Source organism: Streptomyces sp. NPDC058674 (assembly GCF_042716505.1).
Classification (GTDB): domain Bacteria; phylum Actinomycetota; class Actinomycetes; order Streptomycetales; family Streptomycetaceae; genus Streptomyces.
The window spans coordinates 75,523-94,980 of record NZ_JBHXSC010000022.1 but is presented as its reverse complement, the minus strand read 5'-3'; the positions used below and the strand labels follow the sequence as shown (position 1 = coordinate 94,980).

21 protein-coding genes are annotated in these 19,458 nt (G+C 73.5%); 12 read left to right on the top strand and 9 right to left on the bottom strand.

Features of this window, described 5'->3' with window-relative positions; translation table 11 throughout:
* Positions 1-243: 243 nt before the first annotated feature.
* Positions 244-1,545, bottom strand: coding sequence for a DUF3152 domain-containing protein (locus tag ACFWU6_RS14495; protein WP_383981055.1), 1,302 nt, complete (start codon positions 1,543-1,545; stop codon positions 244-246).
* Between the two features lie 182 nt (positions 1,546-1,727).
* Positions 1,728-2,729, bottom strand: coding sequence for an alpha/beta fold hydrolase (locus ACFWU6_RS14490; RefSeq protein ID WP_383798000.1), 1,002 nt, complete (start codon positions 2,727-2,729; stop codon positions 1,728-1,730).
* Positions 2,730-2,861: 132 nt separating this feature from the next.
* On the opposite strand from ACFWU6_RS14490, the gene ACFWU6_RS14485 reads away from it, so the two are divergent.
* From ACFWU6_RS14485 to ACFWU6_RS14470, 4 genes are all read left to right on the top strand, one after another.
* Entirely contained in the window at positions 2,862-3,077 is a 216-nt protein-coding gene (locus tag ACFWU6_RS14485; RefSeq protein WP_383981053.1) for a hypothetical protein, read from the top strand.
* A 126-nt stretch (positions 3,078-3,203) separates the two neighbouring features.
* Positions 3,204-3,854 (top strand): TetR family transcriptional regulator, encoded by a 651-nt coding sequence (locus ACFWU6_RS14480; protein ID WP_383798006.1) that lies wholly within the window; start codon positions 3,204-3,206, stop codon positions 3,852-3,854.
* 122 nt (positions 3,855-3,976) lie between these two features.
* Positions 3,977-4,204, top strand: coding sequence for a DUF3107 domain-containing protein (locus ACFWU6_RS14475; protein WP_383798009.1), 228 nt, complete (start codon positions 3,977-3,979; stop codon positions 4,202-4,204).
* 130 nt (positions 4,205-4,334) lie between these two features.
* The gene (locus ACFWU6_RS14470) at positions 4,335-4,637 is read left to right on the top strand and encodes a hypothetical protein (RefSeq protein WP_383798012.1); all 303 of its coding nucleotides are present in this window, start codon (positions 4,335-4,337) and stop codon (positions 4,635-4,637) included.
* Positions 4,638-4,708: 71 nt separating this feature from the next.
* Here ACFWU6_RS14470 and ACFWU6_RS14465 read toward each other — a convergent pair whose 3' ends face one another.
* On the bottom strand, positions 4,709-5,467 hold the full coding sequence (locus tag ACFWU6_RS14465; RefSeq protein ID WP_383798014.1) for a ferritin-like fold-containing protein: 759 nt from the start codon (positions 5,465-5,467) through the stop codon (positions 4,709-4,711).
* Between the two features lie 451 nt (positions 5,468-5,918).
* Here ACFWU6_RS14465 and ACFWU6_RS14460 point away from each other — a divergent pair, with 451 nt between their 5' ends.
* The 3 genes from ACFWU6_RS14460 to ACFWU6_RS14450 all read left to right on the top strand — a co-directional run bounded on the left by ACFWU6_RS14460 (position 5,919) and on the right by ACFWU6_RS14450 (position 9,148).
* Entirely contained in the window at positions 5,919-7,940 is a 2,022-nt protein-coding gene (locus ACFWU6_RS14460; protein WP_383798017.1) for a DEAD/DEAH box helicase, read from the top strand.
* A gap of 100 nt (positions 7,941-8,040) precedes the next feature.
* Positions 8,041-8,901, top strand: coding sequence for an alpha/beta fold hydrolase (locus tag ACFWU6_RS14455; RefSeq protein ID WP_383798019.1), 861 nt, complete (start codon positions 8,041-8,043; stop codon positions 8,899-8,901).
* 94 nt (positions 8,902-8,995) lie between these two features.
* Entirely contained in the window at positions 8,996-9,148 is a 153-nt protein-coding gene (locus ACFWU6_RS14450; protein ID WP_383798022.1) for a hypothetical protein, read from the top strand.
* A gap of 88 nt (positions 9,149-9,236) precedes the next feature.
* On the opposite strand, the gene ACFWU6_RS14445 is transcribed toward ACFWU6_RS14450, so the two are convergent.
* The 4 genes from ACFWU6_RS14445 to ACFWU6_RS14430 all read right to left on the bottom strand — a co-directional run bounded on the left by ACFWU6_RS14445 (position 9,237) and on the right by ACFWU6_RS14430 (position 12,194).
* A complete protein-coding gene (locus tag ACFWU6_RS14445; protein ID WP_383798025.1) occupies positions 9,237-9,842 on the bottom strand; it encodes a MarC family protein in 606 nt (201 codons plus the stop codon).
* Between the two features lie 78 nt (positions 9,843-9,920).
* Entirely contained in the window at positions 9,921-10,784 is an 864-nt protein-coding gene (locus ACFWU6_RS14440; RefSeq protein ID WP_383798028.1) for a PHP domain-containing protein, read from the bottom strand.
* 108 nt (positions 10,785-10,892) lie between these two features.
* A complete protein-coding gene (locus ACFWU6_RS14435; RefSeq protein WP_383798031.1) occupies positions 10,893-11,537 on the bottom strand; it encodes a DUF6758 family protein in 645 nt (214 codons plus the stop codon).
* A 72-nt stretch (positions 11,538-11,609) separates the two neighbouring features.
* Positions 11,610-12,194, bottom strand: a complete 585-nt coding sequence (locus tag ACFWU6_RS14430; protein ID WP_383798034.1) for a suppressor of fused domain protein — start codon at positions 12,192-12,194, stop codon at positions 11,610-11,612.
* Positions 12,195-12,569: 375 nt separating this feature from the next.
* On the opposite strand from ACFWU6_RS14430, the gene ACFWU6_RS14425 reads away from it, so the two are divergent.
* Positions 12,570-13,685, top strand: coding sequence for a magnesium and cobalt transport protein CorA (locus ACFWU6_RS14425; RefSeq protein WP_383798037.1), 1,116 nt, complete (start codon positions 12,570-12,572; stop codon positions 13,683-13,685).
* Positions 13,686-13,717: 32 nt separating this feature from the next.
* On the top strand, positions 13,718-14,236 hold the full coding sequence (locus ACFWU6_RS14420) for a hypothetical protein (protein ID WP_383981051.1): 519 nt from the start codon (positions 13,718-13,720) through the stop codon (positions 14,234-14,236).
* A gap of 24 nt (positions 14,237-14,260) precedes the next feature.
* Here the strand turns inward: ACFWU6_RS14420 and ACFWU6_RS14415 are convergent, their stop codons facing one another.
* The gene (locus ACFWU6_RS14415) at positions 14,261-15,085 is read right to left on the bottom strand and encodes a hypothetical protein (RefSeq protein ID WP_383798043.1); all 825 of its coding nucleotides are present in this window, start codon (positions 15,083-15,085) and stop codon (positions 14,261-14,263) included.
* 176 nt (positions 15,086-15,261) lie between these two features.
* Between ACFWU6_RS14415 and ACFWU6_RS14410 the strand changes: the two genes are divergently transcribed.
* The 3 genes from ACFWU6_RS14410 (at position 15,262) to ACFWU6_RS14400 (ending at position 18,466) form a co-directional block, all read left to right on the top strand.
* Positions 15,262-16,533 (top strand): magnesium transporter MgtE N-terminal domain-containing protein, encoded by a 1,272-nt coding sequence (locus ACFWU6_RS14410; RefSeq protein WP_383798046.1) that lies wholly within the window; start codon positions 15,262-15,264, stop codon positions 16,531-16,533.
* A 214-nt stretch (positions 16,534-16,747) separates the two neighbouring features.
* Positions 16,748-17,254, top strand: a complete 507-nt coding sequence (locus ACFWU6_RS14405) for a DUF1003 domain-containing protein (RefSeq protein ID WP_383798241.1) — start codon at positions 16,748-16,750, stop codon at positions 17,252-17,254.
* A gap of 42 nt (positions 17,255-17,296) precedes the next feature.
* Positions 17,297-18,466: an Mrp/NBP35 family ATP-binding protein gene (locus tag ACFWU6_RS14400; RefSeq protein WP_383981050.1), complete on the top strand. Its 1,170-nt coding sequence runs from the start codon at positions 17,297-17,299 to the stop codon at positions 18,464-18,466.
* A 140-nt stretch (positions 18,467-18,606) separates the two neighbouring features.
* Here the strand turns inward: ACFWU6_RS14400 and ACFWU6_RS14395 are convergent, their stop codons facing one another.
* Entirely contained in the window at positions 18,607-19,329 is a 723-nt protein-coding gene (locus tag ACFWU6_RS14395) for a hypothetical protein (protein ID WP_383981048.1), read from the bottom strand.
* Positions 19,330-19,458: the final 129 nt, after the last annotated feature.

Sequence of the window (19,458 nt, the reverse complement as noted above, 5' to 3'; positions counted from 1 at the left end):
TGCCGATGGCGCGTCGGCGGGTTGTCCGTCGCGCCACCGGAAGGGGTGAAGAGTCGTAACTTTCCCGTACGGTTCGCGTTCGAGCGCGCTATTGCCGTGTCCGGGAGGGCGGACCTGCTCCGGTCACCGCACTCGTGCCGTGACCGGATATGGCGCCGGCGGCGGCCGCCCCGGGCACGGACCTGCCGGCGGGTAGCGCGGCGCGTCCACGCGGAGCGCCGCCCACCACCGGGGGCCTTTTCGTCAATTGCCGGGAAAAACCCACGGATTGGGCTTGCACGGGATGCCGTCGATGTCGAGGGACTTCGTCTGCTGCTGCATGATCGGGGCGAGCGCTCCCGCCGTGCGGCAGCTCACGTGCCCGTGGCCGAGCCGGTGCCCGACCTCGTGGTTGATCAGCATCTGGCGGTACGCGAGCATCTGGTCCGGGCCGTAGGTGACCGAGCCCTGCGCCCAGCGGAACGCGTTGATCATCACCCGGTCGGTGGCGGCGGAGTCGCAGGAGACGTTGTCCACGGTGGTGTCCAGCCCGGACTTGGCGCACCAGACCCCGGTGGTCCCGGGACTGGCGAGGGTGATCACGAAGTCCGCCTCGCCGCCCGGCACCCGCTCGAAGGTCCTGGCGCCCCCGTGGCCCCAGCTGCGCGGGTCGTTCAGGGTGCGGTGGACGGCCTCGGCGAACAGCTGGGCGTCCATGCCGAGGCCCTGCTCGACGTCGACGCGGTAGCGCACGAGCTTCCCCCTGCCCGGCGCCTTGGCGATGCCGGGCACCGTGTCGAAGGTCCCGGGCCCGGCCAGCTTCTCCTCGATCGGCAGCCGCTCGGCCATCTTCTGCTCGTACGTCAGCTCGGGCGCGGCCACGGGCACCTCGGGCCGCGCGGGTCCCTGCGGCGCCATCCGGTCCTCGGAGCGGGAGCCGGCGGCGTGGCTGTCGGAAGCGCGGCTGGGGCTGCCCCCGGGGGCGGCGAGCGCGCCGGGTCCGGCGGCGTCGTCGTCCGAGGCCACCTGGCCGGCGACCACGACGGCCAGGACGGTGGTGACGGCCACGGCGGCCAGTCCGGTGTACGTACGGAGCCTGCGGCCGCGTCCGGAGCCGGGCGGCGCGGCGGCCTCCTCGATCTCCGCCGCCTCCGCCGGCCGGGGGGGCTCGACGGGCAGGCGCGGCCCGGGGACGCGGGGGCGCGCGCCGGTGGAGGTGGACGTGAACGCCGCGGCGGTGAAGGGGTCGGGCTCCGCCCGGCGCGGGGCGGGCGGCGGGTCCAGGGTGATCCGCGGGAAGCCGACCGCGGGGGTGCCGAAGGCCGGGGTGTCGCCGTCCAGGACCGCGGAGCGCGCCTGGACCGGTACCGGTACCGGGGCCGGCGGCGCGGCCGAGGGGCGCGGTCCCGCGGACCGGGCCCGCGGGACGCCCTGCCAGTCGCCGTACACGGCTCCGGCGGCGGCCCCGGTGCCCCGGGCGGCGCCGGGCTCGTGCTGCTCGGGGTGGCCGCCCGAACGCGCACCCGGCAGGGGCCGGTCGTGCGGGGCGTACCCCTGGTGGGTCACGGTGGGCTCGGGCCACCGGGCGTAGGGCCGGTCGGGGCCCCGGCCGTACGGCGGGAAGGGGAGCTCCGGAAAGTCCGGAGCGGGTGCCGGGGCGGGTGACTGACCAGATGCCGGAGCGGGCTCCGGGCCCGGCTCCCCCCGGGCAGGGGCAGGGGCCTTGCGACTATGTCGTCCCACGGTCCTCAGCCTCTGCCGTCTTCGGTGTCCCGGTCGGTGTCGCCCGCGGCCGCTCGCACGTCGCGCAGCAACTCCCCGAAAGCGGCGGCCACCACCTCCGGGTACTCCATCATCGCCACGTGCCCTGCCTCGGGCAGGCACAGCAGCCGCGAACCCCGGTAGGCCGCGGCCGCCCTGTGCGCCATACGGTACGAGACCAGTCGGTCCCGGCCGCCGTAGATCAGCAGCGTCGGCGCGAGGACCCGCTGGGCCTGGCGCCACAGCCCGTGCTGCCCGCCGAGGGTATAGGCGTCGACGATGCCGCGCGAGGAGCGGGTCATCGCGTCCCAGAAGTACGGCAGCGCCATCCGGCGCTCCATCTCCTCCACGGCGGCCCGGAAGCCCTCCGCCGTCACCCGGGAGGGGTCCCCGTAACAGAGGTCCGTCACCCCCCGGGTGCGCTGCTCGGCCGTCAGACCCCGCGTCAGACGGCCGAAGAACCCGGCCATTCCCGGTACGGCGAGCAGCGCCGTCGGCACCGCGTACCGCTGCACCCGCAGTTCGGGCAGGGCGGGCGAGACCAGCGTCAGCGTGCGGACGAGGTCGGGCCGCACGGCCGCGACCCGCGTGGAGACGGCGCCGCCGAGGGAGTTCCCGAAGAGGTGGACCGGTCCGCGCCCTGCGGCGTCGAGGTGGCGGATGACCACGCGGGCGTGGGCGGTGACGGAGTAGTTCCGGTCGGCGGGTGGCGGGGACCAGCCGAAGCCGGGCAGGTCGAGGGCCTCGCCGTCGACGGTGTCGGCCAGCCGCTCCATGAGCGCCGACCAGTTCTGCGAGGAGCCGCCCAGCCCGTGCACGAACAGCGCGGGCGGCAGATCGGTCCGGACGGGCGGCCGGACCCGTACGGCCAGTTCCAGGCCGGGCAGCACGGCGGTGCGCAGCTGCTCTCCGTCGGCCACCCGGACGGCGCCCGCCGGGGAGGACGGCTCGGTGGAGGACCGCACACCCGGCAGCTCGGTCGAAGACATGCGGCCAATGTTACGAGACGATCACGCCGGTCCTCCTGTGTTCGCGGTCACAGGGGGAAGTGGAATCCGCGTAGCGGGGTATCAGCGATCCTCCTAGGCTCGTAGATGAAGAAGGAAAGCGAGGGGAGCGCCATGACTGTCGACCCTGCGGAACCGGACACCTTCCGGGACCAGGTCCCCGGCTCCATCGACGCCGAGGCGCCCGAGGCGGACGTCGCGGAGCAGCTGGCCGAGCTGGTTCCGGAGGACGACGTCCCCGTCACCGGGACGGCGGCGGGCGAGGCCGCGGACGGTGATGCCGCCGAGCAGGCCCGGACGGTGCCCCTGGACGAGGACGACTACCGCTGACCAGCGCGTCCGGGCGGTCCGTACCGCGAGAAAAGTCGGCTTGAACCCTCCAGATTGGATTACCGAAAAGTACGATGGCGGCGCGGCGCAGAGCGCACTGTGTTCTTAGAGAAAGTGGGAGGCGGCGTGAGCGCCATCGAGCAGACCGAAGCAGCGCGTCCGCGGGGCACCCGACTGCCGCGGCGGGCCCGGCGCAACCAGCTGCTGGGCGCGGCCCAGGAGGTCTTCGTCGCGCAGGGCTACCACGCGGCGGCGATGGACGACATCGCCGAGCGCGCCGGGGTGAGCAAGCCGGTGCTGTACCAGCACTTCCCCGGCAAGCTCGACCTCTACCTCGCGCTGCTCGACCAGCACTGCGAGTCCCTGCTGCTGGCCGTGCGCACGGCGCTCGCGTCGACGACGGACAACAAGCTGCGCGTGGCCGCCACGATGGACGCCTACTTCGCGTACGTGCAGGACGAGGGCGGCGCCTTCCGGCTGGTCTTCGAGTCCGACCTGACGAACGAGCCGGCGGTGCGCGAGCGCGTCGACCGGGTTTCGCTCCAGTGCGCCGAGGCCATCTCCGACGTCATCGCGGAGGACACCGGGCTGTCGAAGGACGAGTCGATGCTGCTGGCCGTGGGGCTGGGCGGGGTGTCGCAGGTGGTGGCCCGCTACTGGCTGTCCAGCGAGAGCCCGGTCGCCCGGGACACGGCGGTCGGCCTGCTGACCTCGCTGGCCTGGCGCGGCATCGCCGGCTTCCCGCTGCACGGCGCGGAGCACGGCGCGGAGGACTGACCGGGTCCGGCGCTGTTCGCTGCCAGCGTGTCCGCCGCGCGCGATGCGCGTCGCCTCACCGCTAATGTGGACCGCGTACGGCGCGGCTGATCGCGCGAACGGACCGTCGGAGGGACAAAGCCGTGGAGGTCAAGATCGGCGTGCAGCACGCACCCCGGGAGATCGTGCTGGAGAGCGACCTGAGCGCCGAGGAGCTGGAGGGCATCGTCGCAGCCGCCCTGTCGGGCACGGCGCCGCTGCTCAGCCTCACCGACGTCAAGGGCCGCAAGGTCCTGGTGCCGTCCGACCGCCTGTCCTACGTGGACCTGGGCGAGCCGAGCACCCGCAAGGTCGGTTTCGGCGCGCTCTGACGCGGCGGCCCGCACGGGCGAGAACTGGGCGAAACGGCCCGGTGGTTGACGCCACCGGGCCGTTTCTCTTTGTTCCGCTTCGGGTAGGACGCCTGTGACCCGATTTGCCGTGACGTATGGGAGGGACCTCATGCCGCTGCTGGAAGCACTCGGCTCTGCTCTGCTGGGACTGGCCCTGTCCGGAGCGGCGGTGCGAGTGCTCGCGAAGCGGCTGCCCTCCCCGAGACTGGTGCTGGTCAGCGGGGTGCTGGGGGCGCTCTTCGGGGCGTATCTGACGCATTTCGCGCTCGGCCCCGAGCACATCACCCTGACCGCGGCCCTCGTCGGCGCCGGGCTGGTGTCGGCGGTGGTCCTGTCGCTGCTGCTCCGGCCGGACCCCGGCTCCCGGCGGCGCCCGCCGCGGGCTCCGTTTTCGCTCCCGTCCCGGGGCTGACCCGTGACGCACAGACGCCGGCCCCGGCGCGGAGATTCCCGCGCCGGGGCCGGCGTGTGCGCGTGTCTTCGCTAGGCGGCGAGGCCGAGGGCGGCCATGCGCTTGGTGTGGGCCTTGGTGATCCGGGTGAACATCTCGCCGACGGCCGCCAGGTCGAAACCGGCCGCCATCCCGTCGACACCGCCGACCAGCATGGTGGAGAGCGCGTCGCGCTCGGCGACCACGCGCTGGGCCTGCGAGAGCGCCTCCCCCATCAACCGCCGGGCCCACAGGGCGAGCCGGCCGCCGCAGCGCGGGTCGGCCTCGATCGCGGCCCGCACCTTCTCGACGGCGAAGCCGCCGTGGCCCGTGTCGTGGAGCACGCCGACGACCAGGGCGCGGGTGTCCGTGTCCAGGTGCGTGGCGACCTCGCGGTAGAAGTCGCTGGCGATCGAGTCGCCGACGTACGCCTTGACCAGGCCCTCCAGCCAGTCCGACGGCGCGGTCTGGCGGTGGAAGTCGTCGACGCCCTTGGCGAAGGGCTGCATGGCGGCGGTGGGGTCGACGTCGATCGCGGCGAGCCGGTCGCGCAGCCGCTCGAAGTGGTGGAACTCGGCGGAGGCCATGGCGGCGAGCTCGGCCTTGTCATCGAGGGTGGGCGCGAGCTTCGCGTCCTCGGCGAGGCGCTCGAAGGCCGCGAGTTCTCCGTACGCGAGCGCGCCGAGCAGGTCCACGACGGCGGCGCGGTACTGCGGCGAGGCAGATGCGGTCGCCCAGTCCTGGGCGGCGATGCCCACGGCTTCCGAGGAGGCGCTGTCGTCGGCGGGCGAGGCGTTTTCTACGGTCGACATGCTCCGCACAATAGCCCGCCGAAAGGCACCTCAACTCACCCCATCCGGTCGCCGTCCGTCCATGCAAACGCACCGACCCGGTGAATTCACCCGACACGGCTGCGCGATTCCGGGGTACAGTGGTAAAGCGCCTGCCGGATACTCGGCGGGCCATCCGAATGAGGATGCCCGGTCGGTGGCCCGATCGGCTCCAACCGACCCGCCCTCGGCGTGGTGCGTGCGCTCGTGCGCAGCCGCCGCACGAGGGGCCCCCTCAGCGGCACAAGCGCTTGAGCGAAGGCCAGTGGTCCCGCGCAGCTTTGTACGTACGTCGCAGTACTGCAAGCCCGGCACGGTACGACCCCCCTCGCCGCCTCGCGCCGCGTCTCACAGAAGAGGCAGCACCCTGACTACGTTCCGTGACCTCGGGATTCTCCCCGAGACCGCCGAAGCCCTCGAGGCCGTCGGCATCGTGTCCCCCTTCCCGATCCAGGAGATGACCCTCCCCGTCGCCCTCTCCGGCACGGACGTCATCGGCCAGGCCAAGACCGGCACCGGCAAGACGCTCGGTTTCGGCCTTCCCCTGCTGGAGCGGGTCACCGTCCCCGCGGACGTCGAGGCGGGCCGCGCCCGTCCCGACCAGCTGACGGACGCCCCGCAGGCCCTCGTGGTGGTTCCGACCCGCGAGCTCTGCACCCAGGTCACCAACGACCTGCTGACCGCGGGCAAGGTCCGCAACGTCCGCGTCCTGGCCATATACGGCGGCCGCGCGTACGAGCCCCAGGTCGAGGCGCTCAAGAAGGGCGTCGACATCATCGTCGGCACCCCGGGCCGCCTGCTCGACCTGGCCGGCCAGAAGAAGCTCGACCTCTCGCACGTCCGGGCCCTGGTCCTGGACGAGGCCGACGAGATGCTCGACCTGGGCTTCCTGCCCGACGTCGAGCGGATCATGAGCTACCTGCCGCCGAAGCGCCAGACCATGCTGTTCTCGGCGACCATGCCGGGCGCGGTCATCGGCCTGGCCCGCCGGTACATGACGCAGCCCACGCACATCCGCGCCTCCTCGGAGGACGGCGAGGGCGCCACCGTCGCCAACACCGCGCAGCACGTCTTCCGCGCGCACAACATGGACAAGCCGGAGCTCGTCTCCCGCATCCTGCAGGCCGAGGGCCGCGGGCTGGCCATGATCTTCTGCCGTACCAAGCGCACGGCGGCCGACATCGCCGAGCAGCTGGAGAAGCGCGGCTTCGCCTCGGGCGCCGTCCACGGCGACCTTGGCCAGGGTGCGCGCGAGCAGGCGCTGCGCGCGTTCCGCAACGGCAAGGTCGACGTGCTGGTGTGCACCGACGTCGCCGCGCGCGGCATCGACGTCGAGGGCGTCACCCACGTCATCAACTACCAGACGCCGGAGGACGAGAAGACCTTCCTGCACCGTGTGGGCCGCACCGGCCGCGCGGGCAAGAAGGGCATCGCCGTCACCCTGGTCGACTGGGACGACATCCCGCGCTGGCAGCTGATCAACAAGGCGCTGGGGCTGGACTTCCACGACCCGGTCGAGACGTACTCCACGTCCGCGCACCTGTACGAAGAGATGAACATCCCGGCCGGCACCAAGGGCACCCTGCCGCGCTCCGAGCGCACGCGGGCGGGCCTGAAGGCGGAGGACGTCGAGGACCTGGGCGAGACCGGCGGCCGCGGTGGCCGTGGCGGCCGCTCCGCGCCGGCCGCCGCCGCGGTGGTCGAGGAGCGTCCGGAGCGCACCCGTACCCCGCGTCAGCGCCGCCGCACCCGGAACGGGTCCGAGCTCGGCGCCGAGGCCGCGGCCGTGGCCGCGCCGGTGACCCCGGTCGAGGCCCCCGAGGCCCCTGCCGGCGACGAGCCGCGCCGGCCGCGCCGCCGCCGCACCCGTGCGTCGGTTCCGGCCGCGGCGGCTCCGGCCGTAGAGGCCGCTCCGACCGGGGCTCCGGTCGCCGTGGCCGAGGCCCCGGCGGTCGTCGCCCCCGCCGTCGCCGAGGTGCCCGCCGCGGTCGTGTCGGAGGACGCCCCGGTCAAGCCGAGGCGCACCCGGACCCGCAAGGCCGTCGCCGCGGTGGCCGAGGCCGCTGTGGTCGAGGCCCCCGTCGTCGAGGCCCCCGTGGCCGAAGCTCCCGTCGTCGAGGCCCCCGTGGCCGAGGTCGCGCAGGAGGCTCCGGTCAAGCCGAGGCGCACCCCGACCCGCAAGCCCGTCGGCGCGGTCACCGCGTCCGCCCCGGTTGCCCCGGTCGAGGAGGCCCCGGAGAAGCCCCGCCGGGCCCGCGTCCGCAAGGTCCCCGCGGCCGCCCCGGAGCCGGACTTCCAGATGGCCCCGCTCGTGGAGCCGCCGATGAAGACCCGTCGCACCACCCGGCCCCGCAAGGCCGCCGAGGCGGCTCCGGCCGCCGCCGCGGCCCAGGACGCCGCCAAGCCGAAGCGCACCCGTACGCGCAAGGCCGCCGCGGAAGCCCCCGAGGCGTAGTCCCGCTGCCCGCCCGATGGCCCCGGCCCCCTTTCGAGGGGGCCGGGGCCATCGGCGCACCCGGCCCGTGCGGCGGCGTACGGGCCGGTAGCCTCGGGCCATGAGCAAGCCGCCGCGCCTCACCCTCCCGCCCGCAGCCCGCGCGTACCGCCTGGCCACCGACCGCGGCGCCTTCGCCGTACACGAGGCCGGTGCGCCGGTCCGCGGCGTCGCGCTGCTGGTCCCGGGCTTCACGGGCAGCAAGGAGGACTTCGTCGCCCTGCTGGAGCCGCTGGCCGCGGCCGGGTACCGGGTGGTCGCAGTCGACGGGCGCGGGCAGTACGAGAGCCCGGGGCCGCGCGACGAGGACGCCTACGCCCTGGAGGAGCTGGCCCGGGACCTGCTGGCCCAGGCCCGCGCGCTGGACGCCGGCCCGGTGCACGTGGTCGGCCACTCGCTCGGCGGGCTGGTCTCGCGCGCCGCCGTCCTGCGCGACCCCGCTCCCTTCGCCTCGCTGACGCTGATGAGCAGCGGTCCGGCCGCGATCGACGAGCTCCAGCGGGGGCGGACGAAGCTGCTGGTGGCGGCGTTGGAGTCGCTGCGCGAGGACATGCCCGCGGTGTGGGCGGCGATGCGCGCCCACGATCCCGAGGACGCCGTGCCGGACGCGCCGGAGCTGACGGCGTTCCTGCGGGAGCGGTGGCTGGCGACGGTCCCCGAGCAGCTGATCGCGACGGGCCGCGCGCTGGTGTCGGAGCCCGACCGGGTGGCGGAGCTGGCCGCGGTGCCGCTGCCGAAGCTGGTCCTGTCGGGTGCGGTCGACTACGCCTGGCCGGTGCCGCTGCTGGCGGACATGGCCCGGCGGCTGGGGGTGGAGCACGTCGTCGTGGAGGGTGCCGAGCACTCCCCCAACGCCGAGAATCCGCAGGTCACCGCGGGTGCGCTCGCTTCGTTCTGGGACTCCTGCACCGTTAATGCTTAGCGAGTGAAAAAATTTCGTTAGCGTAGGGAATGTTTGCCCCTTACACTTCGTTGATACCTCTGCAAGGAGAAACACTGACGAAGGGAGAAGCCCCATGCGCTTCGAGATTCTGCGCCTGGACGATGTCGACGGAACCGCCGTGGACAGCACCGTCGTGGACGTGGCCTCCGTCAACCGGATCGTGCAGCAGGCCGCCGCTGTCGGCCAGCGCATTCTGATCCGACCGGCCGCCGCGGCGTCCTGCTGACGCAGGCAGGCACCGCCCACACGTCTGCGCCCCCGCACCGCATCACGGTCCGGGGGCGTTCGCATGCGCGGACGTGCGGCGTCCGGGCTCAGGCGCCGCGCACGACCTGGAGCACGCCGTTGATGATCTGCTGGACGGCGATCGCGGACAGCATCATGCCGGCGAGCCGCGTCACGAGGACCACGCCGCCGTCCTTGATGACCCGGATGATCACCAGCGAGTAGCGCATGGTGATCCACAGCACCAGGTGCATCACGACGATCGCGCACCAGACGGAGACCTGGCCGGTGACCCCGTCGGCCTTCTGCACGGCCAGGATGACGGACACGATCGCTCCGGGCCCCGCGAGCAGCGGCATGCCGAGCGGGACGAGGGCGACGTTGACGTCCTTGGTCTGCTTCGGCTCGTCGGTCTTCCCGGTGAGCAGGTCCAGCGCGATCAGCAGGAGCAGCAGGCCGCCGGCGATCATCAGCGCGGGCACGGAGACGTGCAGGTAGTCCAGGATCTGCTGGCCGCAGAGGCCGAAGACCGCGATGACGCCGAAGGCCACGCAGACGGCCTGCCAGGCCATCCGGCGCTGCACCTTCGCGGGGCGGCCGGAGGTCAGGGCCAGGAAGATCGGCGTGATCCCCGGCGGGTCCATGATCACAAAAAGGGTGAGAAAGAGGGAGCCGAAGACGGCGAAGTCAAACACAGTGATGCCTTGCAGGAGAGAGGGGTGTGGCGAGGAGGGATGCTGCGACGCGTGGAGCGGGGCGCGGGGGGCCCGGTGCTACCTGACGCGTCCGCCGGCGCCGGGCACGGGGAAGGCGCCGGTCGCCCGGCGCGTGATCTCGCCGTAGATCTCGGGGTCGGTCGTGTACTCCCCGAGGCGGCAGGTCTTGCGGCTGCCGTGGTAGTCGCTGGACCCGGTCGTGAGCAGACCGAGCTCCGCCGCCAGGCCGCGCAGGCGCGCGCGGGTCGCCGTGTCGTGGTCCATGTGGTCGACCTCGATGCCGTCCAGGCCCGCGGCCGCCAGCTCGGCGACGGCGGACTCGGGCACGCACCGGCCGCGCTTGACGGCGGCCGGGTGCGCGAAGACGGTGACGCCGCCGGCGGCCTTGACCAGCCGTATCGCGTCGAAGGGGTCGAGCTCGTGCTTGCCGGCGTAGGCCCGGCCGCCGTCGGCGAGCCAGTCGGGCGTGAACGCGTCCGAGACGGTCGCCACGACGCCCAGCTCCACCAGCGCGCTCGCCAGGTGCGGGCGCCCGACGGAGCCCCCGCCGGCGATCCGGGCGACCTGCTCCCAGGTGACGTCGACGCCCAGCGCCCGGAGCTTGCCGACCATGGCCTGCGCGCGCGGGGTGCGGTCGTCCCGGACGAGCTCGCGCTCGCGGGAGAGCTCGGGCTCCTCCGGGTCGAAGAGGTAGGCGAGCAGGTGCATCCCGATGCCGTCGAGGCGGCAGGACAGCTCGGCCCCGGTCACCAGGGTCAGCCCGGCCGGGACGGCCGCGAGGGCCTCGGCGTAGCCGCCCACGGTGTCGTGGTCGGTCAGGGCCACCACGTCCAGCCCGGCGTCCGCGGCGTTGCGCATCAGCTCGGCGGGGGTGTCCGTACCGTCGGAGGCCGTGGAGTGGGCGTGCAGGTCGATGCGCACAGCCGGGCTCCAGGGGTCGTACGGACACGGGGACAGTCCAGGATAACCGCGTCCGAGGCGCCCCACGGCCCCCTCGGACCCCTCCGGTCAACGCCTCCGGTCACAGCACTAGGCCGGACCGAGGACGCGCGGGCTCAGGGCCCCGCAGGGCAGCAGTTCCACTTCGGCGCCGGCGTCCCGGAGGTCGGTGAGGACCAGCTCGTCGTACATCAGCAGGCCGGACTGCTCCGGCCAGACGACCGCCCAGAGCCACAGTCCGCGCGCCTCGCCCGCGAAGACGGCCCGGTCGTCGGGGGCGCCCTTCACGTGCCACAGCGGGGTGGGGCGGCCCGCGGCGACGACCTTGGTGTGCGGGGGCGCCGAGACGTCGATGTGCGCGCCCGGGTCGGGGCCGTCGATGCCCGCGTACCGTGCGCCGAGGCCCACCCCGAGCTCCTCCGCGACGAGCATCAGCTCCCCGATGCCGCCCAGCGGTCCGGGGCCCGAGCAGGCCACCGCCGTCGCCCGGCCCCCGCTGCGGTCGTCGCCCGCGGACGCGACCCCGGTGAACAGCCAGCCCACCGGCAGCGGCCACGGCATCCACACGGGCACCCGCGCCCGGTGCACCACCACGCCCAGGCCCTCGACGCTGGGCGGGATCACGGGTTGCAGGGGGTGCACGGTGCCGTGCACGGCGCACTGCCAGGAGTCGGAGAAGAGTCCGGGCGCCCTGACCCGGCCACCGCACTTCGGGCAACTCGGTTCGCCCCTCATACGAAGCCACGCTCCTCCCCGCCCGGCGCGCCGTCAAGACGCGATCACCCGTCCGGGCGCCCGGCGGCCGTCTCAGTCCAGTGCGACCGCCGTACGCAGAGGGTCCCGCAGATCCGTGCCGCGCGCGAGCCATCGCTCTTGGAGCGCCGCCGCCCCGTGGACCCGCTTCCAGGCGGCCTCGTTCGCGGTCATCGGCAGGAGCGGCAGGAAGTGCACCGGGTCCATCGGTTCGTCCAGCTCCAGGTCCTCGACCAGACCGCCCGGCTCGGCGACCAGGACGGAGGTGAACGGCGCCCCGTCCCACAGCGGTTCGCCCACGTCCAGCGAGGCGCCGGGGGCCACGACCAGCCCCTCCACCTGCGGGGAGGCGCCCAGCACGGCGAGCGGCCGCAGCAGCCCGTCGGTCGGCGCGAGGCCCGCCCGTACGGTCAGCAGCAGCTCGGCGCGCGGCCCCCGGAGGGGGTCGGCGACCACGGCGGTCGGGTCGGTCATCGGGTGCGCGGACATCCCGAGGGTCGCGTACCGCACGAGGTCGCCCTCGGCGAAGCGGAGTACCTCGATGCGGTCGGTGCCCAGGAAGGTGACGGCGGCGCGTGCGTCGGGCTCCCCGAACGCGGTGCGCAGACGGGCTTCGACGAGGGCCGGGATTTCTGCCATGGAATGAGCATAGAACTCGTATCAGCCGGGTAAAGGGCGACCCTTGACCATCCGTCGGCTGATAGTGTTGACAGCTGGTCGGGGCCGCACGCAGAAGCGGTGTTTCGGTGCCCCGGCGACAGGACGTCCCCCACGGGGGACCGGCCGGAGGAGGTGGGGCTGCAATGGATCGAAGTCGATCGTGCAGTACCAATCGCTCTTCCGCTTCTGTGACGGGCGCCCCCCGCCCCCTGTGATCTTCTGATCAGTAGAAGAGCGACGGCAGAACTTTGTCCTCCCGTCCTGTTCCCTTCCCCCGCCGGAGCCTGCCCGCTCGCGGTCGCGGAGGGCCTCCCACCCGTACGGTCCGCAGCCGTGCGCGCGAAGGAGCCTGCCATGTCGATGCTGCCCTACCTGCGTGCGGCCGTCCGTCCGTCGCTGCGCAAGAACGCCCCGGCCCAGTCGGGCTACGACCCCACCCGCGACCCCTCGGCGAGCAGCGCGGTGGTCGACTGCGCCGTGTACCGCGGGGGCCGCAGGGTGCCGCAGCCCGCGCGCCTGACGCCCCGTGAGGCGATCCGCCGGGTCCGCGAGGACGGCGGCTTCGCCTGGATCGGGCTGCACGAGCCGACCGAAGCCGAGTTCGCGGGGATCGCCGCGACCTTCGGCCTGCACCCGCTGGCCGTGGAGGACGCGGTGCACGCGCACCAGCGGCCGAAGCTGGAGCGGTACGACGACACCCTCTTCACCGTGTTCAAGACGATCCACTACGTCGACCACGCGCAACTGACCTCCACCAGCGAGGTCGTGGAGACCGGCGAGGTGATGTGCTTCACCGGCCCCGACTTCGTCATCACCGTCCGGCACGGAGGCCAGGGCTCCCTCAAGGGGCTGCGCCACCGCCTCCAGGGCGACCCGGACCTCCTCTCCAAGGGCCCGTCCTCGGTGCTGCACTCCATCGCGGACCACGTCGTCGACGGGTACGTCGCGGTCGCGGCAGCCGTGCAGGACGACATCGACGAGGTGGAGAGCGAGGTCTTCGCCGCCCCCGCCAAGGGCGCCGCCCGAGGCGGTGACGCGGGGCGCATCTACCAGCTCAAGCGGGAGGTGCTGGAGTTCAAGCGGGCGGTCTCGCCGCTGCTGCGGCCGATGGAGCTGCTGAGCGAGCGCCCGATGCGGCTGGTCGACCCCGACATCCAGAAGTACTTCCGGGACGTCGCCGACCACCTGGCGCGGGTGCACGAGCAGGTCGTGGGCTTCGACGAGCTGCTGAACTCGATCCTCCAGGCCAATCTGGCGCAGGCGACGGTCGCCCAGAACGAGGACATGCGCAAGATCACCTCCTGGGCGGCGATCATCGCGGTGCCCACGATGATCTGCGGGGTGTACGGGATGAACTTCGAGCACATGCCCGAGCTCCAGTGGAAGTACGGCTATCCGATGGTGATGGCCTCGATCGTCGGGATCTGCTTCACCATCCACCGGGCGCTGCGCCGCCACGGCTGGCTCTGAGCGCCGCGGGTCACAGCACTAGGGTGGTCCGCATGACTCTCAGCGCGCTCGACCTGGCCCTCGTCGAGGAGGCCACCAAGAAGTCCGGTCTCATCTGGGTGCGCGGCGCCGGGGCGGACCGCCCCCTGTGGCACGCCTGGGTGGCCGGCGCGGCGCACGTGCTGGGCGACGGCCCCGGGGAGCAGCCCTTCCCGGGGTTGGCGGACGGCGCCCCCGCGGAGGTGACCGTACGCAGCAAGGACAAGGGCGGGCGGCTGGTGGCCTGGACGGCGACGGTGCGCGAGATTCCGCCCCGCGGCGAGGAGTGGGCCGCCGCGGTCGCCGAGCTCCAGGGCAAGCGGCTGAACGCACCCGACGCGCAGGAGATGACCGAGCGGTGGGCGCGGGAGTGCCGACTGCTGCGGCTGGAGCCGGAGTCGGTCCGCGCCGCGCTGCCGGAGGGCTCGCTCGCCGCGGCGCCGGCGGGCTCCCCCGCGACGACGCGCGGGCCCGTCCCGGCGGCCCTGCCGAAGCTGCTGCTGAAGCGGAAGAGGGCGGCCCGCCGGGCGTAGTGCCCGGGGGTTCCCGGGCCCGACTCAGGGGGTGGAGGGGTCGGAGCCCTTGCCGGAGCCGGAGCCGGTGCCGCTGCCGGAGCCCGCGCTCCTGGACGGGGCCGGTGCGCCGCCGGCGCCGCCCTGGTCCTTGGTGGTCGGCAGCTGGGCCCCGTAGTCCACGGTCTGGTCCTCGGCCGGCGGGGCGAGCGGGAACGCCTGGCCCCACTCGGCGAGCTCCACCCGGCCCGCACCGCCCGCACGCTCCATCACCAGCGGGTACGGGGTGCCCTCCAGGGACACCGAGAGCTTGCCGCCCCTGCCCTGGTCCGCCGTGACCTGGACGACCCGGGTGTGGCCGACCTTGGTGTAGGCGCCCTTGGCCAGCTTGCCGTCCAGGCCCAGCAGCCCGTCCAGCAGGACGTCCATGTCGGTGAAACCGCGGAACTGCTTGTACGCCGGGTCGTTCTCGGGCACCTTCACGTACTTGTCGCCGAGCTTGCCGGCCGAGTCGGACTGGCCCCAGAAGGAGGCGCTCGCCTTCAGGTACAACTGCTCGCCCACGCGCAGCAGCTGGAAGGTGTCGTCGTGCGACTTCACCTCGCCGGAACCGCCGTCGGACTTCAGCCGCATGTCGAGGGTGAAGGTCTTGCCGCCGCTGACCAGAGTGCCGGACAGGTGCACCGACTCCGCCTCGGTCGCGGCCGCCTTCGCCTTGGCCTCGATCTTCTCCGCGGAGAGCTTGCCGACGCCGTTCGTGCCCTCGTCCGGGTCCTCCCCGCAGCCCGTACCGGTGACGGCGAGACCCGCGCACAGCGCACCGATGAGGGCCGCCCGGCGCAGTCGCGCGGCGGGGAAGTAGGCGGTCACGGGCGAGTGCCTCTCGTCGGTCGTCAGCGGCCAGCAGGCAGCGTACCCGCCCCGGTCTCACGGCCGCCGACCCCCCGGGGTCCCCGGCCGGACCGCCCCACCAGGACGCTTTCCCGGGGCACGGGCTAGCCTGAGGGGCGGCAGGACTGTTGGTGGACGCACTAGGAGGCGCTCGGATGGCTGCAGGCGCCCCGCGGATCTTCGTCTCGCATCTGTCGGGTGTGCCCGTCTTCGACCCCAACGGCGACCAGGTCGGCCGGGTGCGCGACCTCGTGGCGATGCTGCGCGTCGGCGGCCGTCCCCCGCGGCTGCTGGGCCTGGTGGTCGAGGTGGTCAGCCGGCGGCGGATCTTCCTGCCGATGACCCGGGTCACCGGCGTGGAGTCCGGGCAGGTGATCACGACCGGTGTCGTCAACATGCGGCGCTTCGAGCAGCGCCCCACCGAGCGGCTGGTCCTGGGCGAGCTGCTGGACCGGCGGGTGCGCCTGGTCGCGGACGACGAGGAGGTCACCGTCCTGGACGTGGCCATCCAGCAGCTCCCGGCCCGCCGGGACTGGGAGATCGACAAGATCTTCGTACGGAAGGGCAAGGCGGGGGCGCTGCGCCGGCGCGGCGAGACCCTGACCGTGGAGTGGTCGGCGGTGACGGGCTTCTCGCTGGAGGAGAACGGGCAGGGCGCCGAGAACCTGGTCGCCACCTTCGAGCAGATGCGCCCGGCCGACGTGGCGAACGTCCTGCACCACCTGTCGCCGAAGCGCCGCGCCGAGGTCGCCAGCGCCCTCGACGACGACCGGCTCGCGGACGTCATGGAGGAGCTGCCCGAGGACGAGCAGGTGGAGATCCTCGGCAAGCTGAAGGAGGAGCGCGCGGCCGACGTCCTGGAGGCGATGGACCCCGACGACGCCGCCGACCTCCTCTCCGAGCTGCCGGAGGACGACAAGGAGCGGCTGCTGACGCTGATGCGGCCCGACGACGCGGCCGACGTGCGGCGCCTGATGTCCTACGAGGAGCGCACCGCGGGCGGCCTGATGACCACCGAGCCGATCGTGCTGCGGCCGGACGCGACGGTCGCCGACGCGCTGGCCCGCGTACGGCAGGCGGACCTGTCGCCGGCGCTGGCGGCGCAGGTGTACGTGTGCCGGCCGCCGGACGAGACGCCGACGGGCAAGTACCTGGGCACGGTCCACTTCCAGCGGCTGCTGCGGGACCCGCCCTTCACGCTGGTCAGCTCCATCGTGGACACGGGCCTGCCGCCGCTCCGCCCGGACGCCTCGCTGCCGGTGGTGACGAGCTACCTGGCCGCGTACAACATGGTGGCCGTGCCGGTGGTCGACGAGAGCGGTTCGCTGCTGGGCGCCGTGACGGTGGACGACGTGCTGGACCACCTGCTGCCGGACGACTGGCGGGAGACGGACTTCCAATCCGAGGAGGCCTTCGGTGGCCACTGAGCGGGGGCGCGGCGAACAGTCGCGCGAGCGGCGCCGGGAGCAGATCCGGGAACGGCGCGAACAGGCGAGGGCCCGCGGGCGCGACCACGGGCTGTCGGACCGGCTGGAGGACGCCGCGGACCGGGTCCGCGACCGGGCCGACCGTGCGGAGCGGGCCGAACGGGCCGAGCGCGCGGAGCGGACGAAGGCGGCCTCCGGGGCGGGTGCGAGCGCCCTGACCCGGCAGCGCCCGCGCCTGGACCAGCCGCGGGCGCCGCGCCGGTCGCTGCTGCCCGAGTACGACCCGGAGGCCTTCGGGCGGCTGTCGGAGCGCGTGGCCCGCTTCCTCGGCACGGGCCGGTTCATCGTCTGGATGACCCTGGTCGTGGTCGTCTGGGTGCTGTGGAACATCTTCGCGCCGGACGCCCTGCGCTTCGACCAGTACCCCTTCATCTTCCTGACGCTGATGCTGTCGCTCCAGGCCTCCTACGCCGCGCCGTTGATCCTGCTCGCGCAGAACCGGCAGGACGACCGCGACCGGGTGAACCTGGAGCAGGACCGCAAGCAGAACGAGCGGTCCATCGCCGACACGGAATACCTGACGAGGGAGATCGCGGCCCTGCGGATGGGCCTGGGCGAAGTCGCCACGCGCGACTGGATCCGCTCGGAGTTCCAGGACCTGATCAAGGAGATGGACGAGCGGCGGCTGTTCCCGGCCGAACGTGACGAAGGCGACCGCTGACGAGCTTTCCCGAGCCGTGCCACCGAGCCGTACCATCGGTGCATGGCTACCGACACAAGCTCCGCCGACGCCGCCGCCGTGCCTGACCAGGACGCGATCCTGGACGCGCTGGCGACGGTGAACGACCCCGAGATCCACCGGCCGATCACCGAGCTCGGCATGGTGAAATCGGTGGAGATCGGCGACGGCGGCGCGGTCGCGGTCACCGTGTACCTCACGGTGTCGGGCTGCCCGATGCGGGAGACCATCACGAAGAACGTCACCGAGGCCGTGGAGCGGGTCGCGGGCGTCACCTCCGTCACCGTCACCCTCGACGTGATGAGCGACGAGCAGCGCAAGGACCTGGCGGCCACGCTGCGCGGCGGCACCGCCGAGCGGGAGGTCCCCTTCGCCAAGCCGGGATCGCTGACCCGCGTGTACGCGGTCGCGTCCGGCAAGGGCGGCGTCGGCAAGTCCTCGGTCACGGTCAACCTGGCCGCGGCGATGGCGGCCGACGGGCTGAAGGTCGGCGTGGTCGACGCGGACATCTACGGCCACAGCGTGCCGCGCATGCTGGGCGTCGAGGGCCGCCCGACCCAGGTCGAGAACATGATCATGCCGCCGTCGGCGCACGGCGTGAAGGTCATCTCGATCGGCATGTTCACCCCGGGCAACGCGCCGGTGGTGTGGCGCGGTCCGATGCTCCACCGGGCCCTCCAGCAGTTCCTGGCCGACGTCTTCTGGGGCGACCTGGACGTGCTGCTGCTGGACCTGCCCCCGGGGACCGGCGACATCGCGATCTCGGTGGCCCAGCTGGTGCCGAACGCCGAGATCCTCGTGGTCACCACCCCGCAGCAGGCCGCGGCCGAGGTCGCCGAGCGGGCCGGCTCGATCGCCGTGCAGACCCACCAGAAGATCGTGGGCGTCGTCGAGAACATGTCGGGCCTGCCGTGCCCGCACTGCGACGAGATGGTGGACGTCTTCGGCTCGGGCGGCGGTCAGAAGGTCGCCGACGGGCTGACCAAGACGGTCGGCGCCTCGGTGCCCGTGCTGGGCTCGATCCCGATCGACGTGCGGCTGCGCGAGGGCGGCGACGACGGCACGCCCGTCGTCCTGTCCGACCCGGAGTCCCCGGCCGGCGCGGCCCTGCGGGCGATCGCGGGCAAGCTGGGCGGCCGCGCCCGCGGCCTGTCGGGCATGTCCCTGGGCATCACCCCCCGCAACAAGTTCTGAGGCCGGCGGGCCCCGGCCCGCACACGCCGCACACGCCGAAGGCGCCGCGGGAGCTCCCGCGGCGCCTTCGGCGTGTGTCCGGGCCGCTCTGCGCGTCCCCGCCGTGTCGGGGCCTGCCGCGCGCCGCGCCGCCCGCGCGCCTACTCGTACGTGGCGAGGTCCGCGATCGCGCAGAAGCCGAGCCCGTACGCGCTCATGCCCCGCCCGTACGCGCCCAGGTGCACTCCGCTGCCGGTGGAGCCGGCCAGCACCCAGCCGAACTCCGATTCGCGGTAGTGGAAGGTCGTGGGCTCCCCGTCCACCGGCAGGGACAGGGTCGACCAGTCCTCGCCGTCCAGGTCGTCCGCGAGCTGCCACGCGGCCTCGGTCTGCTGGTCGAGCCAGTCGCTGCGCAGGGAGTGGTCCATCTGGCCGGGCCAGCTGTAGGCCAGCAGCCCGGAGCCGGCCAGCCAGGCCGCCGAGGCGACCGAGGTGGCCTCCAGGACGCCGGTGCCGTCGGCGCTGCGGCGCAGCGGGTTGCTCGCGACGGTGACGACCACCGCGAACCGCTCCTTCTCGCCCGTGGCGAGCTCCCCGCGGGCGGAGGGCTCGTCGCCGTGGCCGGTGGAGCCGTGCTCCACGGTGCCGTCCGCGGCCGTGCCGACCTGCATGAGCCAGCGGCGGCCGGTGAAGGCCCCGTCCAGCCCGTACCAGGGGAAGTCCGCCGCGAGGAACCCCTCTGCGGTCCGGCGGGCCGCCGGGACGGGAGCGGTGGCGTCCTGCGGCTGTGCGGGTGCTGCCTGCGGGTCCTGCTCGTCCTGGGCGGGTGCCTCGGCAAGTGCCTCGGCGGGCGCCCCCACCCGGCTGCTGCTCGTCGTCTCCATCGGGCGGCCTCTCGTTCCGTCGGGTCCCTCAGCGGCCCTCCCCCTCGCTGCGCTGGGGGGACCCCCTCCCCGGGGGCGTCCTGGGTCCAGCAGACGAGGATAGCCACAGGAGTGCCGATAGCCCGGCAG

Coding starts and splice junctions, on each gene's coding strand:
- ACFWU6_RS14490 (WP_383798000.1), bottom strand. CDS start 2,729: ATGTCTTCGACCGAGCTGCCGGGTGTGCGGTCCTCCACCGAGCCGTCC.
- ACFWU6_RS14485 (WP_383981053.1), top strand. CDS start 2,862: ATGACTGTCGACCCTGCGGAACCGGACACCTTCCGGGACCAGGTCCCC.
- ACFWU6_RS14470 (WP_383798012.1), top strand. CDS start 4,335: ATGCCGCTGCTGGAAGCACTCGGCTCTGCTCTGCTGGGACTGGCCCTG.
- ACFWU6_RS14465 (WP_383798014.1), bottom strand. CDS start 5,467: ATGTCGACCGTAGAAAACGCCTCGCCCGCCGACGACAGCGCCTCCTCG.
- ACFWU6_RS14455 (WP_383798019.1), top strand. CDS start 8,041: ATGAGCAAGCCGCCGCGCCTCACCCTCCCGCCCGCAGCCCGCGCGTAC.
- ACFWU6_RS14450 (WP_383798022.1), top strand. CDS start 8,996: ATGCGCTTCGAGATTCTGCGCCTGGACGATGTCGACGGAACCGCCGTG.
- ACFWU6_RS14435 (WP_383798031.1), bottom strand. CDS start 11,537: ATGAGGGGCGAACCGAGTTGCCCGAAGTGCGGTGGCCGGGTCAGGGCG.
- ACFWU6_RS14430 (WP_383798034.1), bottom strand. CDS start 12,194: ATGGCAGAAATCCCGGCCCTCGTCGAAGCCCGTCTGCGCACCGCGTTC.
- ACFWU6_RS14425 (WP_383798037.1), top strand. CDS start 12,570: ATGTCGATGCTGCCCTACCTGCGTGCGGCCGTCCGTCCGTCGCTGCGC.
- ACFWU6_RS14420 (WP_383981051.1), top strand. CDS start 13,718: ATGACTCTCAGCGCGCTCGACCTGGCCCTCGTCGAGGAGGCCACCAAG.
- ACFWU6_RS14410 (WP_383798046.1), top strand. CDS start 15,262: ATGGCTGCAGGCGCCCCGCGGATCTTCGTCTCGCATCTGTCGGGTGTG.
- ACFWU6_RS14400 (WP_383981050.1), top strand. CDS start 17,297: ATGGCTACCGACACAAGCTCCGCCGACGCCGCCGCCGTGCCTGACCAG.
- ACFWU6_RS14395 (WP_383981048.1), bottom strand. CDS start 19,329: ATGGAGACGACGAGCAGCAGCCGGGTGGGGGCGCCCGCCGAGGCACTT.